The sequence below is a fragment of the Oleiphilus sp. HI0066 genome, assembly GCF_001635725.1.
This window is the reverse complement of sequence record NZ_LWFH01000158.1, coordinates 1-17743: the sequence shown is the minus strand read 5'-3', so window position 1 is coordinate 17743 and position 17743 is coordinate 1. Positions and strand designations below refer to the sequence as shown.

At 45.0% G+C, this 17743-nt stretch carries 17 protein-coding genes; 8 read left to right on the top strand and 9 right to left on the bottom strand.

Annotated features, from left to right (window positions below; genetic code table 11):
* The 3 genes from A3738_RS02735 to A3738_RS02725 form a co-directional block, all read right to left on the bottom strand.
* Positions 1–488, bottom strand: a 488-nt coding sequence (locus A3738_RS02735) for a cache domain-containing protein (protein ID WP_156503899.1), incomplete at its 3' end; no start/stop codon positions are given.
* Between the two features lie 14 nt (positions 489–502).
* Positions 503–1786 carry a hypothetical protein gene (locus A3738_RS02730; protein WP_068477886.1) on the bottom strand — a complete coding sequence of 428 codons (1284 nt, stop codon included), beginning with the start codon at positions 1784–1786 and terminating at the stop codon, positions 503–505.
* Positions 1755–2036, bottom strand: coding sequence for a hypothetical protein (locus tag A3738_RS02725; RefSeq protein WP_082869146.1), 282 nt, complete (start codon positions 2034–2036; stop codon positions 1755–1757). The genes A3738_RS02730 and A3738_RS02725 overlap by 32 nt, the downstream gene beginning before the upstream one ends.
* Before the next feature lie 379 nt (positions 2037–2415).
* Between A3738_RS02725 and A3738_RS29775 the strand changes: the two genes are divergently transcribed.
* From A3738_RS29775 to A3738_RS02710, 4 genes are read left to right on the top strand one after another with little or no spacing between them, the layout of a single operon-like run.
* Positions 2416–2712 carry a hypothetical protein gene (locus A3738_RS29775; protein WP_156502764.1) on the top strand — a complete coding sequence of 99 codons (297 nt, stop codon included), beginning with the start codon at positions 2416–2418 and terminating at the stop codon, positions 2710–2712.
* Complete coding sequence (locus tag A3738_RS02720) at positions 2679–3695, top strand: cytochrome-c peroxidase (RefSeq protein ID WP_068502797.1); 1017 nt, start codon at positions 2679–2681, stop codon at positions 3693–3695. The genes A3738_RS29775 and A3738_RS02720 overlap by 34 nt, the downstream gene beginning before the upstream one ends.
* Positions 3692–4519 (top strand): DAHL domain-containing protein, encoded by an 828-nt coding sequence (locus A3738_RS02715; protein WP_068502794.1) that lies wholly within the window; start codon positions 3692–3694, stop codon positions 4517–4519. Before A3738_RS02720 ends, A3738_RS02715 begins: the two co-directional genes overlap by 4 nt.
* 46 nt (positions 4520–4565) lie before the next feature.
* Positions 4566–4916 carry a response regulator gene (locus A3738_RS02710; protein ID WP_068502793.1) on the top strand — a complete coding sequence of 117 codons (351 nt, stop codon included), beginning with the start codon at positions 4566–4568 and terminating at the stop codon, positions 4914–4916.
* 109 nt (positions 4917–5025) lie between these two features.
* On the opposite strand, the gene A3738_RS02705 is transcribed toward A3738_RS02710, so the two are convergent.
* The 4 genes from A3738_RS02705 to A3738_RS02690 all read right to left on the bottom strand — a co-directional run bounded on the left by A3738_RS02705 (position 5026) and on the right by A3738_RS02690 (position 9210).
* A complete protein-coding gene (locus A3738_RS02705) occupies positions 5026–6231 on the bottom strand; it encodes a fasciclin domain-containing protein (protein WP_068502326.1) in 1206 nt (401 codons plus the stop codon).
* Positions 6232–6507: 276 nt separating this feature from the next.
* The gene (gene arsB / locus A3738_RS02700; RefSeq protein WP_068502791.1) at positions 6508–7524 is read right to left on the bottom strand and encodes an ACR3 family arsenite efflux transporter; all 1017 of its coding nucleotides are present in this window, start codon (positions 7522–7524) and stop codon (positions 6508–6510) included.
* A 24-nt stretch (positions 7525–7548) separates the two neighbouring features.
* On the bottom strand, positions 7549–8025 hold the full coding sequence (locus A3738_RS02695) for an arsenate reductase ArsC (protein WP_231876510.1): 477 nt from the start codon (positions 8023–8025) through the stop codon (positions 7549–7551).
* Between the two features lie 129 nt (positions 8026–8154).
* Complete coding sequence (locus A3738_RS02690; protein WP_068756182.1) at positions 8155–9210, bottom strand: AraC family transcriptional regulator; 1056 nt, start codon at positions 9208–9210, stop codon at positions 8155–8157.
* 307 nt (positions 9211–9517) lie between these two features.
* Here A3738_RS02690 and A3738_RS02685 point away from each other — a divergent pair, with 307 nt between their 5' ends.
* The 3 genes from A3738_RS02685 to lnt all read left to right on the top strand — a co-directional run bounded on the left by A3738_RS02685 (position 9518) and on the right by lnt (position 13264).
* Complete coding sequence (locus tag A3738_RS02685) at positions 9518–10822, top strand: pectin acetylesterase-family hydrolase (protein WP_068477905.1); 1305 nt, start codon at positions 9518–9520, stop codon at positions 10820–10822.
* Between the two features lie 138 nt (positions 10823–10960).
* On the top strand, positions 10961–11683 hold the full coding sequence (locus tag A3738_RS02680) for a hypothetical protein (protein ID WP_068763297.1): 723 nt from the start codon (positions 10961–10963) through the stop codon (positions 11681–11683).
* Between the two features lie 15 nt (positions 11684–11698).
* Positions 11699–13264, top strand: a complete 1566-nt coding sequence (gene lnt / locus A3738_RS02675; protein WP_068477911.1) for an apolipoprotein N-acyltransferase — start codon at positions 11699–11701, stop codon at positions 13262–13264.
* Between the two features lie 10 nt (positions 13265–13274).
* Here the strand turns inward: lnt and A3738_RS02670 are convergent, their stop codons facing one another.
* Positions 13275–14315: an AraC family transcriptional regulator gene (locus A3738_RS02670; protein WP_068477912.1), complete on the bottom strand. Its 1041-nt coding sequence runs from the start codon at positions 14313–14315 to the stop codon at positions 13275–13277.
* Positions 14316–14560: 245 nt separating this feature from the next.
* Here A3738_RS02670 and A3738_RS02665 point away from each other — a divergent pair, with 245 nt between their 5' ends.
* Complete coding sequence (locus A3738_RS02665) at positions 14561–16864, top strand: EAL domain-containing protein (RefSeq protein ID WP_068477913.1); 2304 nt, start codon at positions 14561–14563, stop codon at positions 16862–16864.
* On the opposite strand, the gene A3738_RS02660 is transcribed toward A3738_RS02665, so the two are convergent.
* The coding region (locus A3738_RS02660) for a hydrogen peroxide-inducible genes activator (protein ID WP_068763330.1) at positions 16847–17743 on the bottom strand (897 nt) is incomplete at its 5' end. The genes A3738_RS02665 and A3738_RS02660 overlap by 18 nt on opposite strands.

Genomic DNA, 17743 nt, shown 5'->3' with positions numbered 1-17743 from the left:
AGAATAGGGGCGCCAGCGACAACATAACACTGCGCATTGCACTGCAGTCGCCAGTCATGCTGTTCTTTTCTGAGAATTGATTGCGCGAAGATCTGCTCGTTCATTTCGGCTGTTGTTGAAAGCTCAAAACCTTGTGCGTCGTAGAGCATGACTTTATCGATGCCGTATTCAATTTGCAGATTCCAGCTGAGATCAGATAGCGCATTTTCAATGGATTGACTGTTTTCAGTTGCCAATAACTTCGCGAGACCTTGGTTCCGTGCGGTGAATAAAGACAGCTGCGATATCTTTTGGCCTTCGACATCTAGCAAGGCTTGAAATTGTTTTTGATTGCGCTCGAAGATTGTATTCATCGCCACGTTGAACTGGCTAGATGTCGCATTAGTGAGAACCAATAAAACAAACACAAACAGCACCGCTAGTACGAGGCTAGTTAGGCCGAAAGCTTGCCACTTAATGCTAAATTGTGGTTTTTGTGTTTGTTTCAATGCGGTAGATCCTTTTACCAGCGGTAGGCAATTTGCAGCATGGCTGCGTGCCAATATCGATTGCGACTGATGTTCATGTTGTCGCGGTTAAATAAACGAGACCATCCGTCTATGTAATGCAGTTCGCCTCGGATGAGCCAATCTTCGCTCGGTCTCCATGTTTGACCGATATTAACATCTACAAAGTGTCCGCGTGGATCAGCAAAGCTGACATCGCGTTGTTTGTTGTAGTCATAACGTACATAGGTTTCGTGTTGATCACTCCAGCGATATAAACCCTGAATATAAAACGACTCTTCATAACCAAGGTATCGAATCGTATTTTGCGTATATTGCTGAATTACACCTGGGTAGGTGGCATTCAAAGACGTTAATGCTGAAGATCCCGCGATTGTCTGGGCTAGATCTAAATTAATGTTCGACTGAAACTTATGACGCGAGTATTCAGCGGTCACAGCCCATTCAAAGGCGTTGTATTCTAATGAAGTCAGAACTGTTTCGGAATAGAACGAAGAATCATCTGCGTAAATTTGCACATCATTCAAGTCAGGTGATCCAGGCAATATCGCATTTGCTGGCACGTTAATTAAGGGGTTGAGGTCGATCGTATATTCGGGTCGATAGTAAGTGATGGCAGCGCGCCAACCATTGAACTCTGAACCATAAGCAAGTTTTGCCAATAAACCTGAATCGCCCTTTAAATTACTTGGCTCAAGTTGCGAAGCTTCTTGCGCCTCATCCATATCGGTTACAGGTTGGTTGTAGAAGACTTGAAAGCTAAGTGCATTTTCACCCAAAGACTTCGACCAATGCAGCTCAGCACCATCTGCAGAGTAGAAGGAATTACGCGTCTGATCGTAGTACACCGATTGCGGCATGATCACACCTGTGCGGGTATGAGGAATATCGCGCGTTTCATTGTAAAAGCCGAAAGAGGAACGAATTCGTCCTAAGCGGGCTGTTAGTTGGCTATCTTCACTGCGATAGAGCGGATGACTCAAAAATGCATAATCAACGCGTAAGTCGTTGCCGCTTGTCTCACTGACTTTCCGTCCGAGCAATTGCCCAGAAAAACGTAGGTCTTTATATACTTTTGTTGAGAATAGAGCGCCGGCTTCCCACATATCGACAGAAGCTTGGTCATCAGATTGCGCTAAAAAGTTGTGGTCGCTCGAATAGATGAGGCTTTGACTTAAAAAGCCTTCAACTTGGTTTTGGCTAAACCATTGCTCGGCTTGTGCAATGTTTGCCAACGCAAACAAGCTGCTAATGTACGCGAATGGCTTTAATATTTTCATGGTCGTAGTCTTGCTGGATGTAACCGATCGCACCAGGAGTATTTGCAATGGTTTGGATCATTTCTTCTTTTGAGGATAAAGCAACAGGCGCTTGCCCAGTGCCGGAATAAACGAGACGCTGCCAGATGGCGTCAAGCTGCCTTGGGAAGACTCCCAATACTTGCTTGCAGAATGCTTTATGTGTTTTCTGATCTTGGCTCAGTACGTAGACTTGTACGCGTTGCCCGTCCGACCATAGACGCTTTTTCATTGTAAAGATCGCTCTTACTTCCTTGAGCTGCAATTCGTTTCTGTCTACCGATGCATGACCAATGACAGTAATGGCATGTGTTGTAGGAGAGCAAACACTGAATCCTATCAATGTACCTAATATCAATACTCGCCAGTACCGCCTCACCTTTGTTGTAAGTCGCACGGTAGTTTTACTTTTATTAGTTAGAGTTGTTTTATCGTTTTGCTGTGTATTTATTCACTATAGCAAGCTCATCCAACTCTACTGCGCAATGTACAAGAAAATACAAAACGTTACGTCAGGCTTTTTTTAGGAATTTTGTATGAGAGTGTAACAAGTCAGGCAGGGTGAAGAAGCTTGACTATACTAGCCGCCATCAAACTTAATTAGGTGGACAGTGGCTGTGTTTGTTATTCGTTTAATCGCTTTATATTTCACCTTCGTGATGCTGTCAGTATGTGGGCACAGCGACAGCTCTAGCCATGATGACCATGACCATAGTGGCCATAAAAGCACTCACAACAATAGCCAAGGACATGATGCTCACCATGAAGAGTCACACAATCATGAGCATCGCGCAGAATACACCTTTAAAGACTCCGAGTTCTCTCGTTCAGGCCTATTCCTGAACTCCATAATGAAGATCCCAAGATCGCTGCCTTGGGCGAGAAGCTATTTCATGATCCTCAACTGAGCAGCGACGGCACTGTCGTATGTGCGAGCTGTCATATTGTAGCGCTCGGTGGAGATGATGGTTTAGTAAAATCTCTAGGTGTTGCGGGTGCTGAGGGTGATGTAAATCCACCTTCAGTGCTAAATGTAAGCCTGAATGCTCGACAGTTCTGGAATGGTCGCGCTCTAGATTTGCGCGAACAGCTGCAAGGGCCTATCCACAATCCTATTGAAATGAACAACAATTGGGATTTAGTTGCTGAGCGTCTTAGATCAAATCAAGATTACGTAAAAGCTTTCGCCGATGCATTCAACGCAGGTATCACGCAGAAAAACATTGAGGATGCATTACTAAGTTACGAGCGCACTATGGTCAGGCCGAATAGCGATTTTGATGCGTTTATACAGGGTGATGAACTTGCGTTTACTGAACCTGAATTAAAAGGCTTCGAATCATTTAACGACTTGGGCTGTGTGTCTTGTCATCAAGGAGCAAATCTGGGGGGTAACTTATACCAACGTCTTGGTTTGTTTCACGACTATTTTGCGGACAAAGAGCAGATACATGAATCGGACTATGGTTTATACCTAGTAACTGGAGACGAAAAAGACCGTTATAAGTTTCGTGTTCCTGGCCTAAGAAATGTTGCACAAACAGCCCCTTATTTTCATGACGGAACATCTCCGACCTTGCATGATGCGGTAAGCAAAATGGCCTATTACCAACTCGGGGTGAGCTTAGACGTCAACACTGTTGAGAATATTGTGGCGTTTTTGAAAACGTTAAGCGCTGAGCCGCTAAATGTCGCGGATTCAAGTCATCAAGAGCACGGTTCTGAGGCACAACACGATGATGTTCATGATCAGGAGCATCATCAAATGGATGAGATACCACCTAAAGAGCATGAGCACGAAGAACACCATGATCACGCTCGTCAAACACAGCCCATGAAGCCAAATCTGTATGCGAGTCATCGTCATATGCCGGCGGAGAACGAACAATGAAATTCCCCTCAAGTCGCGCGTTAACCAGTCTCGGTGGTGTTGTGGCATTTGTATTGATTGCCGGAATACTTGTGTTTATGGCGCGGAGCCAAGATGTGCGCGCTTTGCTAGCTTCTTGGAATGGCTTCAATGCAGATCAGATTGGCATCTATAACCAACTTGTGAAGCTTCAATCGGCAGGTGAACTTAATTACGATGAAGTCTCGATGAGTTTATTTGAAAGTGCCAATCATCAGCAAACGTATCGCACTGATCTTCAGCAGTATTATCCGCATATCTCAAATGAATTCGATGCTGGTTTAGCGCAAGATTTTCGGCGCTTTGAGTCCAGTGTTGAAGGCTTCAAAACACAATTGGCTCTGACGCGAAATTCCACGCGTTTCTTAATTCAACGTAAAACTGAACTGCTATCCCAAACGAATCTATCTGATGCTGGTAAGCACAAATTAGAGCTCGATATTATTAATTTTGCTTTGAAGCCGACGCCTTTTAATAGCGGCGCAATTGATAGAGCGCTCATCCAAATTTCTGCGACGTATGTTGGTGACGACGCCTTACTGGAAGCGTTTAAACAGCATAAGCAAAAAGTCTTAGAAGGTTACAGCGATACCTTAACTTTAATCGATCGTATTGATGGTCTCATTTCGGAATCAACCTTCAACACCGTAGCGCAAAAACTCGAAAATGAATTGGCGGTATATAGCCGCTCTGTGAACGGTTTTGCCGTGTCGTTGATCGCATTAATTCTGGCATTGTTGGTGCGCGTGGTGATGTTGTCGCGTCGTGCTGAGAACGCTGTGAAAGAGCTATCGTTCGTCGAATGAAGAGTTTGATGTTGAGGAAAAAACCTATGACTTCTCAGGACGTCGCGTGTTATTGGTTGATGATAATGCAATCAACCGGACTGTTGCTGAGTTAATGCTTGATAAGGTTGGTGTCGAGGTGATTATGGCTGAAGATGGCAAACAAGCCGTTGATACCTTAAACGAACAGTCGATTGACCTTGTCTTTATGGACTGTCAGATGCCGGTCATGGATGGCTATGAAGCTAGCCGAACGATTCGTCAATTAAGCAATCCGCTTAAGCGTGATGTGCCGATTGTTGCGATGACCGCAAATGCGATGAAAGGCGATAAGGAGATGTGTTTAGAAGCAGGCATGGATGATTATATTTCTAAGCCTGTCGAAGCACAGTTGCTCTATGAGCTGATGAGTAAATAGTTAGATCACACGCATTCAGAAGGAATTGCCGCGCGATTAAGCTAATCTAGCGGGAGAGTTATATTGGGGTCAGAGTAAAACGACTCTGACCCCAGATTTTCAATCTTAATTAAAGATTTAGTTCTGCAGGAAGCAATACGCGGTCAATCGGATGGATACGACCATTACTTGTTAAGATATTTCCAGCACGTAAGATCAACTCTGGATCTGCGACACGTGTTTCGATATCGCCAAGTGTGCGGCCATCAGGTTTGATGACTGGACCAAGCACGGTATCGATTTCATCTGCAACAAGAAGGTCTTTCAAGGTCAGTGCAGTGTCACCGGTTCCTACCGTCACGTGATAGGTAATGACGGTCTCAAGTGCTGTTGCTAAATCTAGCCCCGTAAGACCAGGTAGCGCTGCAAGCACAACGTCAAGAGCTTCTTGCTCTGTGCTCACATTAACACCTAAGTCTTTCACAAGCTGGATGAATGCAGCGTCAGTCGGCGCGAATACCGTTAAGCCCGGCACGGTGCTCAAGATGTCAACTAAGCCTTCGCCAGCAGCTTTGCCTGCATCAACTGCAAGAATACCTTGCAGCAAAATATCAAAGTCATTCGGATTGCTATCGACGCCTTCAAGTGAGCTGACTGCGATAGCTGTGCCTGCGATAGTTGGGAGATCACTTTGTCCTGCCGCTGGCAGGTCGAGTGGAATAAGTACGCGATTGATGGAGTGCACGATACCATTGCTTGCTTTTGTACCACGCTTCCAGAATGACAGTTTAGGATTCTTAAATTCTGGGTCGTTATCTACGAGCTGAAGTCCAACAGGTAAGATGCTAGCACCATCAAGTAGGGTTGGTACTTCGCCGTTATATATGACGCTGAATTTAGAACGTGATTCAGGAGCAACATGGTAAAGCAGAATGTTACGCAGAATATCGATGGCTGCATCCTCGTCACCGCCAGATAATCCTAGCAGTGTGGCGAAGATCGCGTTGAATGCGCCCTCTTCGCTATTCCCTTCATAGCCGAAGTCACGAGCCAAGCGCAAAAATGCAGCGTCACTTGGAGCGAATACTGTTACGTCGATCTTTTCGCTGGCAAGTGTTTCAGCAAGACCAGCTGCTTGAACCGCGGCTAATAAAATATCGTTATCATAACGGCGATGATCGAAGCCATTGCCACTCTTAGCAACGATTTCGGTAATGGTAGGTTTAGGTTTGTCGGCGCCTCCAAATTTGAAGAACGACCAAGCGTTTGCCGATACAGAAACGGTAGACGCAATCATGCCTGCGCAAAGTAGGCGCAAAGCTTTTGAATTTTTCATTGTTAACTCCTATCTAGCGAGAAAGTCCGATTTTTACTGCTTCGATTTTCGGGCTGCCAAAGCAGTCCAGATAAGAGTGGCCACTCAACACAACTAACGTTGATATGAGCCCTTACGTGTTTACTTTTTGTTCGGTTTAGTAAGTTTATGTATTTTGTCGAACTAGGGTGAAAACTGAGAACTGAGCAGGATAGAGGCGGATAGGGTAGATCTGAAGATACTGAGAGATAGGGATTGGGGTCCGAGTACTAGTACTCGGACCCCAATGTTGGAGGTTTAGTCAAACCATCTGCGCGTTTTATTGACGAATGCAACCAGCGACAACATCACTGGAACTTCTACCAATACACCTACAACCGTTGCAAGGGCTGCTCCAGAGTGTAAGCCAAAAAGTGAAATGGCGACTGCGACGGCAAGTTCAAAGAAGTTTGATGTGCCAATTAAACATGCGGGTGCGGCAACATTATGCGGAAGCTTTAAGGTTTTTGCTGCGCCGTAACCGACGGCAAAAATGAAGTAGGTTTGAATCAAAAGTGGGATTGCAATCAACACAATCGCCAAGGGTTGGTTCAAGATAGTTTGCGCTTGGAAGCCAAACAACAATACAACAGTGGCAAGCAGGCCGGTGACTGACCAAGGTTTTATCTGGCTCAAGAACTGCTCTAATTTTTCATGGTTGTCGGGTTTATCGAGCTTCTTGCGGGTGATAACGCCTGCGACTAACGGAATGACGACATAGAGTAATACCGAGAGTAATAGTGTTTCCCACGGCACAGTAATGTCACTCAGGCCAAGCAAAAATGCGGCGATTGGCGCGAAGGCAAAGATCATAATGAGATCGTTTACAGACACTTGAACCAATGTGTAATTTGGATCGCCCTTCGTGAGTTGGCTCCATACAAACACCATGGCGGTACAGGGTGCAACGCCCAGCAATATCATTCCCGCGATATATTCGGAGGCAGTTTGAGGGTCAACCATGTCCGCGAAAATGACTTTAAAGAACAGCCAGCCAAGTGCAGCCATTGTGAAAGGTTTAATCAACCAGTTGATGACAACTGTCAGCACTATACCTTTGGGTTTTTTACCGACCTCTTTGACGGCACTAAAATCGATTTGCACCATCATCGGATAGATCATGAGCCAGATAAATAAGGCCACAGGTATATTCACATGGGCATATTCAAATCCGGCAATCGCTTCAAAAGTGGAGGGTGCGAGCACACCTAACAATATTCCTGCACCAATGCTTAAGGCGACCCAGACGCTAAGGTAGCGTTCAAAAATTCCCATTGTAGATCCTTTTAGAAATTTGAATTAAGCCAAAGACTCTTTTATTTGAGCGATAAACGACTCGCGATCACTTGTGTCAAAACTGAGCATTTTCTGGACGCGCGCTTCGATCTCTTTAATGCAGGCATCAAAGGCTACTTTCTGATCTTCCTCGCTGCCTTCAACTTTTGACGGATCTGCTAGGCCCCAGTGCAGTTTCACTTGTTTCCCAAACCAAACTGGGCAGGCCTCTTTCGCTGCTTGATCGCACACGGTAATCGCGATATCGATCCCTTCGTCTAATAAGTCTGGTGAGAACTCATCCCAAGATTGGCTTTTTAAGCCTTCGGTTTCATAGCCATGCTCTTTCAAATATTGAATGCTCAAGGGGTGAACTTGGCCGCTAGGGCTGCTACCTGCGCTATAGGCTTTTAACTTCTGATCACCGAGTTTATTGGTGATTGCTTCACTAAGAATGCTGCGACAACGATTATGAGTGCAAATGTAGAGCATGGAGATCATGGTGCTTCTCAAAGACGAAAACACCATAGTATAGAGCAAATTTAATGACAGTTTTATTGCTAGGTGGTTGTTGTTTGCTCGGAAGCAAGGCTGAAGAAGCTTAGCTCACCTAAATGCGGATAATAAGCCTCAAGGTCGATAAAAATTGGGCGTTTGTTTTGTCCACTTTTTAAATGCGTTGCAGAAATTTGCCGCGTCTGAAAAGCCCAATTCGAAGGCAATATCTTCATTGGTAAAGTCGCCTTGTTGAAGCATTGCGATCGCAATTTGGCAACGAATTTTGCCCATCAAAGTATTGTAATTTAGACCGATCTTTCCAAGTTTTCGTCGGAAGGTGCGTTCACTCATACACATGGCTTCGGCAATGGCTTTGGAGTTAGGGTAGCTATCGCCGTCATTTCGCACTAAGCGGTCGAACTTGTTGACCAATGCGAACTCATCTTTCAGTGTTTGCATAAGTTGATTCAGTTGCTCAATGCTGTCTTTCAATTCATGCTTTGCACGGTAAGCGTATGTGAGCTCTTGTTTAAGATGAGCAAGGTCCACTACCCATTCATTGAATTTTGCGTCATCTTCAATCTCGCAATCAAAGTGACTGCGATAGAAGGCTTTATCCGCCTCTGTAAGTTTTAGAACGAATTTTAAAGCACGTGTTTTAACTGGACTGCCCGTGATCTCGCGCGAGACGGCTTGCATGCCGCCGATCGTTAACTCGAATATCATGTGCAGTAAACGCTCACTCAGTCCTGATACGTTTACAAGCCGATGGGTCAGTTCTTCTTGATCTTGGATAATCGTGAGATCAGTAAAGCTGCCTAGCAGCTCGTAATAGCTGTGTGAGATTTCGAGTGCATCATAGAGTGATGGTGCATGACGAAAAGCGGTTCCCAAAATACCGAAATTTGCGAGTGAATATTCGCTCGCGACATGAATACCCAAACCAATCAAGAATTGATCTTCAACCACACGTGATAAACCATCAAGGGCAATGTGTGAGGGTATGAATGGCTCATTGAGCAGAATGTCTAGCTCTAACTCTTTTTCGAGATGTTCACACCAAGCAGTTTGTCCCTGTCGCTTGAGTCGTTTGAGAATGAGCGAAAGCTCAAAGCTCGGATAGTTTTGATCACCTAGGCTAGCTATTTGCTTGAATTCAATGTTTTGTTCTGGGCTTGCTATCGACATCGTTATTACTTTGCTCACATCCATGAATAGACTAAATACTAAACCGCTTTTTATGTGATCGCCAACGTAACTCTGTTATCCATTTCCCACTTCTGATTCTGCAATCGCTTGCGTGTGTGCAAAGCGGCCAATTTTCCTTTTTTGAGAGCTTTGAGCTCAATAAGGGGGCATTGTGTTGGTGAAATCAGCAAAGCTGTTATTTTCTGCCCTCTTCAAATCTGGCTTTTTCGTTTTAACTGCTCGCGTGGCGTAGTTCGCAGTTGATGCCACATTACTTTTTAATCAATTAATAACTGTGGTGAAAACAATGATAAAAACGAAATCATTTTCTTCGCACGTCATTAAAACAACATTAGGCCTGTCGCTGGCAGCAGGTGTGTCTTTAGGCGCACATGCTATTGGTATTGAGGATGTTGTAAATGGTGGAAATGACTTTGCTTGGGAACAAGTGGAACTTCCGGGCACGAAGTGTAGTGACGGATCGCAATACAAGTTTTGGGTTTATGACAATCCGAATTCTAATAACCTCGTTATAAGCTATGAAGGAGGCGGTGCGTGTTGGGACTACGAGAGTTGCTCTGGTGCACTAGGTCTGCTTGGTGCATCAAACCCGAATGGTCTCTCCGATAACTATATTTATGAGACGAAGGCTAAATTCGTTTCGCCCATTATGAACGGTAACGATCCTGGTTTACCTTTCCGTCGTCGTGAGAATTTGGCAACAAATGGATGGGATGCCGCCTACATGCCGTATTGCACCGGCGATGTACATGTAGGTAATAATGTTCAGGTGTATGACGACCCGACGGGTGTGAATCCACCAATTACCTTCCATCATAATGGCTATGCAAACTCGACTGCGGCCTTGGACTTTCTAAATACGCGTCTAGGGACAATGAACAAAGTGATGATTACGGGCTTCAGTGCTGGTGGTGTAGCGTCTTCGGCGCTTTATCATGAAGTGCGTCAGCGTTTAGACTTCACCAAAGGCTATATGCTGAATGACTCAGGACCATTGTTCCCAGCACCCGATTCGAGCTACAACTCGCGTCAGTTGCACGAGACAATCATTACGGCTTGGGACATGCCTACTGTGCTTGCGAATATGCCTGCTTCATTCAATATTGATGATATGGGCACGGCAAATACCGCGGCGGCAAACTTGTATCCGCAAGATTCATTTGCTTATACGGCTTACAGCACCGACTTTAACTTCTCGCGATTCTCTTATGAGCGTTTCTTCCCGAACATGGATTACAACTCTATTTTGGCGAAGTGGCAGGAAGATCATCAGATCTTGATTGCGCAAATGAATACCTTGCCAAACTATGGCTACATGATTCCTTGGAATCGTCCAATCAATGATAGCCACTGTTCAACCATCGTTACCTTCATAGGCTCACACGCTTGCCCAAGTATTCGTAAAAAACGCTGGTGGGAGTTCCCAATAGGCCAAACGTGGAAGTGCCCAGGTACGTTCTATGGTATGGCGGCATTTCTTGATGCCTTCGTTGCGGGTGCAACATGGCGTTTAGTTGAACCATACAATAACTACAACAACGAAGATCCTGGTTGTGGTATCTACTGTCCATTGATCAGTGATGCGATCTAGATTCTGAGCTTTATTTCCACAGAGTAAACTCAGATAAAAGTCCTTTCCTAGTGCAATGCTAGGAAAGGCAATACACAAAACTAAGAACAACAGAATAATTAGGGTGACACGATGAGAACAAGTATAAAGTTAACCTTCATGGCAACCGTATTAGGGGCATCAGTCGTTGTTGTATTAATGAATCAGGACGATACCGTTGATCCGAGTTTTTTACCCGTGACAGAACAGGTCCCAACGCCTTCTCCAAATCCAGACTCGCATGATGAACGCGTTTCAGGTGTTCAAGGCAGCTATCCCAAGTATTTAACGACAGATACAGTGATTGCCGGTGATGTTGAAATGCCGCCGCAAGATTATGATCCTGAGTTGGCTTATGATGCCAAAATGGAAGCATGGTCAAAGGTCGATCTTGATGTCGTACGCGAAGCCACAACAGATAATTTATATTGGACCATGGCTGCTCAAACTGACGACCCTTCAATCGTTGAGGCCCGAGAAGCGAAGCGCGCTGAGTTAAAAGCGATTGAAACGAAAATGATGGCACGTCACGCCAGCGAACAGGAAATTCGAGACTACTACGCCTATCAGGAAAAACTATCAGAAGACTATGTAATTGTTTTGACCGAGATCTTAGAGCGCTATGGGAATGTGCTCCCAGAAGATGATTATGCAGGGCAAGCTTTAGCGCGAACGATGCACTTGAACAAACTTCAGGAAATGCCGAACAAAATCTCGCGTGCACTTGAGCAGCGTCAAGTATTCATCGATCAGAAGCAGGAATGGATGGCGGATAAAGACGCATATAGAGCTAAACTAGAAGCGCAAGCTGAGGAGGCGAATCGCGCACTCGGCAAAATATAATAAAAGAGTATTCTTATGAAAGGCTCTATTTTTCTGTTTTTAAGCGCCTGCGCTTCAGGTGCTCTATATGCTTTTGCGAATGTCGGGTTTGGGCTTTGGTTACTCGCCTTTGCTTGTTTTGTTCCTTTGTTGCTAGCGCTTGAAAGATCCAAGCGCTTTTATTCTTCTGCGCTCACTGGCTTTGCCATGGGCAGTGTTCTTTATTTCGTTGGGTATTCTTGGCTTCTCGCGCTTAGTGACGGATTTATTCGGGGCGAAGACCATACCGGAAGCTTGCTTTGGCTAGCTTATGGATTCGTCATCGCCTTGCATTTTGCTGTGTTTGCGCTGCTCTACGTCGCGATGCGCAGACTCAATGTCGGGATATTGCTGTCTTCTATGGCTGCTTTGCTCATCATTGAATTCACGCAAGCGAATCTGTTTCCTTTTTACTTGGGTGCATCACTCGTTCGGGCGCCATATCTAGCACAAGCTGCTGATCTTGGTGGCGTCTATTTGCTCAGTGCATGTGTGATCGGTGTAAATGCATGCTGTGTTGTATTGTTGCAAGAGCGTCGTTTCACATCCATGAAGTCTATTGCGAGTACGGTAGGCATTGTGGGAGGTTTATATTTTTATGGGGTTTATCAAGTTCAACAGGAAGAGTCTTTTGTCGCAGAGCCTCAACAACAAATGTCTATTGGGCTTGTGCAAAGTGATATTTATGGCATGTCTCGTCCTGATCAACGTGCAACTGCGCATCAGCAACATCTAGCCTTTAGTCGCAGTCTTATCGCACAGCACGAGATTGATTTGTTAGTTTGGCCTGAAGCGGCATACGGCCGAGCAATACAAGGTACTCTGCCGGTGGATGCTCAGCCTATTCAACAAGATCTTGATACGCCAATCGTTTTCGGAGCCACGCGATTATCGGTCAAACAGGGGCGTTTAAGTCCGCATAATGCCGTGTTTTTAATTGATGAAAATAACCGAGTGGCGAGTCAGTACAGTAAAAATATACTGATTCCTTTTTCAGAATATTTGCCATTCGAGACCATCTTGTCACAGCACGAATCGTTCGTTGCGCAGGTATTTCCGGAATACTCACGTTTTGAAGCGGGTGATTCCTTAACGGCGCTGACCTTTAAAGGACGTCGTATAAGCACACCTATTTGTTATGAAACCGTGATTCCTGAATTAGTGCGCGAGATGGTGGCAAACAATCATGCCGAATTGATTATCTCTGTTGCTAACGATAGTTGGTTTGGAATGAGTAAAGAGCCATACATTCATTTGGCGATGGCCAAATTACGGGCTATCGAACATCGGCGGTGGTTTGTGCGTGCAACGAACGGCGGCATTAGTGCGGTGATAAATCCCGCGGGTCGCGTCGTGAATAATGTGCCTTTAGGTGAAGAGGGTGTTCGCGCCTCTATTGTTGATTGGCGCTCTGAACAGACCCTATACACACTTTACGGAAATTGGTTTGTCAGTGTCGTCATGGGCTTAACCTTACTCACTCTTTTGACTCGCGGCGCCATATTTCGCGTTAAAAAATCTTCTGAACTCGACTTTAAACAGCGTGCTTCATTGACCAAATAGTTGATAAGACTTAGGGAAATGTTTGAGCGTGCTTGCGTAGTTTAGAAGGCTGCTGGCCGGTCCACGTCTTGAATGCTCTACGAAACGTAGAGCTATCGCTAAAACCTATTCGCTCTGCGATTTCACTAATGGTGTAGTTGGTGTTCTTGAGCAGGTTCACAGACTTTTGCTGTTTAAATTTATTAAGCGTTTGTTGATAGCTGGTGTCTTCCTTAGACAACTTACGATGCAATGCGCTTTTCGATAATTGAAGTTGTTCTGCTGCTTGATCAATGCAGGGTAGGTTTGGAATGTGTTGGTCAAATAGCACAAAGAGCCTTTTCTGAATTGAAATCCGTTTTTCACACTTCTTTATCGCATCGTTACACTCAGCGAGTTTGCACCGGTGGATTGCAGGGTTGGCCGTAAGAATTGGGTAGCTTAGGTAATTTGAATCAAATTCGGCACTCAGGGTGTTTTGTTCAAAATGTATTTCACATTGAAAATAGTCTTCATATATTTTCGAATGCCAAGGCTTGTCAAACGGAAGACTTACGCAATTGAATCGAAGCTCTTTCCCGCAGAGCCAAGAAGACTGTTGTTGAATAGTGCTAAGTAGTGCTTCGCAGATAAAGTGTTTTAGTGCTTCCGGTTGCTTGGAGTGATGCGTGACACTGAGTTTCAGGTTATGCACATTTGTGCTTGTTGGTTCTAGCTCAAATAAGCAGGGCACGCCGAACAATAAACGGAAATGATTTAAGTGGTTGAAAGCGTCTTCGAGTGTTTCGCTCGTCATCAACAACTGCCCAAAACCATCTGCTGCGATGACACTAAGTTGCTGTCCATAGGCGAGCCCGATGCCGGCTTCAGCGTCTAATAAGTTGGTGCTTAGACATTCAGTGGTTTCTAATAAATCGATCTTTCCCTGTGGTTTCTCGAGTGCAATGCGCAACGCTTCTGACGCAACGAAAGGAAGGTCGTGTTGTATTAAGGTCTGTTTGAAAAGCTTGATAAAGAGTGTGCTGATCACTTTGTCATCACACCGATGCTGTAAGTGCGTCCCAGTCGACACAATGCTGTCCTCACTCTATTACGATTCTTGTTTTGAACTGCACGAGCCCTACAACAAGCGCAACATCTCGGACGCTTAGGAGACCAAAATCCTATCTCTTTGGAGATGAAAATACAAAATCATTATGTCGTTTGTGTGAGCGAGTAAAAAATATAGTTTCAGTGCGTGTTTAAGGTCGAATATTTCAAATTTTGGACTACGGTTACGCCCAATATAAAAAATCGTTAACCTTAGGCTGAACGTTTATGCATCATTTACACGCAGGGCGTCTGTTAGATGTTCAACAGCGCATCATTTCTCTTATTGCTTTAGGCGGGCAATGGGCGGAATGTTTGGAGCTCATCGCGACAGAAATAGAGCGACTGATTCCGCGTGAAGATGCGTATTGCTCCATTCTCTTTCTGGATGGGAAACATCTACGCCATGGTGCAGCACCTAGCATCAGCAAGGAATATTCCGAGGCGATTGATGGCGCAGAAATCGGCCCTAATGTTGGGTCTTGCGGAACAGCGGCCTATACAGCGAAGAATGTGAATGTGTCGAGTATCGAAACGGATCCACTCTGGGCTGATTACAAAGGCTTAGCCTTAGGCGCGGGACTACGGGCATGCTGGTCTGTCCCGATTATGGCGAGTTATGGCTCAGTGCTTGGCAGTTTTGCCATTTATTTCGGCCACGAATGTGAGTATGACGCAGATCTTGTTGATCTGATTGAGCGCTTTTCTCATCTGGCAGGTTTAGTTCTAGAGAAAAAAATCAACGAAGGGAAATCAAGTCAGCTGCATAAAGCCTTACAACATAACAGCCATCGCTTTGAGAGCTTTGCTAGGGCGATGCCGGATCTAGTTCTCGTGTTCGATGAAGATGGCTATTACGTCGATATTTATGGCGGTGAGATGAAATCATTAGTCTTGCCTGCCAATATGCTTCTTGGGCAGAAATTGTCAGACATCCTCCCTCCTGCAATTAGCACAGCCATGCTCAATGTTATTCATGAGTGTCTCGATCAACAGAAACGTATGGTGTATGAGTATGAGCTAGATGTTCAAACGGGAAATCGTATTTTTGAAGCACGGGTTTCTCCTATTCCTGTTTACGATCTAGATCAGCCTGAAAAGGGGCATGTGATTTGGGTCGCACAAGATGTGTCAGAACGTCGTAAGGCCGATGATACGATCCGAAAGCTCTCCTTTTATGATTCGGTAACGAGTTTGCCAAATAGACGTTTGCTAAAAGAACGTTTGGGGATGCAAGCGAGAAAAGCAAATAGCAAAGGCTTGTTTGGCGCTATTTTATATGTCGATTTGATCGATTTTAAACGTGTGAATGATTCAGTAGGAATGTCTGGTGGTGATGCTCTGGTGGTTGCGATCTCAAAGCGTATCGGTGCGGTCTTGGATCATCGGGATTCTCTAGCGCGTATTGGTGGCGATGACTTTGTAATCTTACTTGATGCGATGAGCGATTCTCTAAAAACGCTGACGCGCGACACAACGAGTATCGCGACGAAAGTACTGTCGGTATTCGACAAGCACTTCAAAGTGGCCGATAAACTGCTAAGAGTTTCAGCGAGAGTTGGAATCAACGTTTTTGGCGGCGAGAACGTTGTCCCTGAAAAATTGATCAATCAGGCTGAGTCTGCGATGTACCGAGCCAAAGAGCTCAACGAGCGCGTCGTGTTTTTTGATGAGACGATCCAAAAAAACCTGATCGAACAACTCCACCTAGAATATGACTTAGAGCATGCGCTGAATAACGAAGAAGTGACGGTGTACTACCAACCTCAAGTTGACAAAACAGGACGTGTAAAAGGCTTCGAAGCATTAATGCGTTGGGAGCACCCAGAAAAAGGTTTTATCTCTCCAGTTGAGTTCATTCCATTAGCAGAAAAACTCGACATCATGCCGCAACTACAAGAACTGGTTTTTCGTCATGTGTGCAGTGTAGTGAAGGTGATGGAGCGCGATGAAAGTATCGCTGAAAACTTCAGAATCGCGGTTAATATCAGTGCTTGCCAGTTTATAAAAGATGATTTTGAAAAGGCCGTGACCTCGGTATTAAGCCGCTATGAAGTCTCTCCAGAAAGAATCACCATAGAGATTACCGAAGGGACTTTACTGACTGAAATAGACGTTGCCATGCGACAGATGAAGCGCTTACAAAGCTTGGGCTTTGATTTGTCTATTGATGATTTTGGTACAGGATATTCGTCCTTAGCCTATTTGCAAAAACTTCCCGTCAATGAGATCAAAATCGATAAGCGCTTTGTTGACGAACTCGAGCATAGCGATGCCGGACGCAGCATCGTTGACGTGATTATCTATTTGGCCAAGCAGTTATCGTGTCGAATCGTGGCAGAAGGTGTCGAAATTGAAAGCCAACTTCGTTATCTTCTTGATCAAGATGTTGATCTCATACAGGGGTATTTTGTCGCTAAACCGATGAGCTTAGAAACGCTTCTGGTATGGCAGCATAATATCGGTCAGCACCTGCCTAATAGCATGGATTTTGATCGATCTCTTAACCAAATGTTACGCAGAGGGACGTAAAGGCTCTAATGCATCGCGGCACAGAGTTTTTAAAGCCTCGATGCTTGAGATACGCGGATAGTTAGGGCGAATTATCAACGCAATACTGCGATGTGGCCCGGGTTCATTGAGATGCACTGCCGCAAGATCTGGGTTCTGTTTGATCAGTTGCTCCAGCGCCATTTCTGGCACGAGGGTTGAGCCTAATCCACCCGCTACCATTTGCACCAGAGTATTTAAACTCGTCGCGCTGAAACCGTGTTCTGCTTGCCAAGCTGATAGATGACAGGCATCGAGAATATGGTCTTTTAAACAGTGACCTTCTTTCAAAAGCATGAGTTTTGACTCATCAACGTTTTTACTACGAATTTCTTTAAGACCAGCCAGTTCATTGTCTTTTTGTGTAATCCAATAGAAGTCTTCTTCCCAAAATTCGAAAGTGAGTAGACCATCGCAAGGATAGGGAAGGGCAAGAATCGCTGCGTCTATTTCTCCTCGGCGCACTTTGTCCACGACGACGTGCGATTGTTCTTCAATTACGCGCAGGTCAAAGTTTGGGTGCTTGGTATTGATCTTCTTTAATAGGTTGGGGAGTAAGAACGGCGCAATGGTTGGAATGAATCCAACAGACATAGGGGCGCTGAGAGGCGCATCATTCAATGAACCCATCGCTTGTAGGTCTTCTACTTGAATTAAGATCTTCTCGGCTTGTGCTAAGAATTCTTCGCCCGCTGGTGTAATGAGCACCTTCTTTGTATCACGTTCAAAAACCTTCATGCCGATTTGGCTTTCTAATTCGTTAATTGCCGTAGTCAGCGCTGAAGGGCTGACATTGCATTCCTCCGCAGCTTTTTTGAACTGCATGGTGCGTCCAACTGCGCGTGCATAATTGAGTTGTTT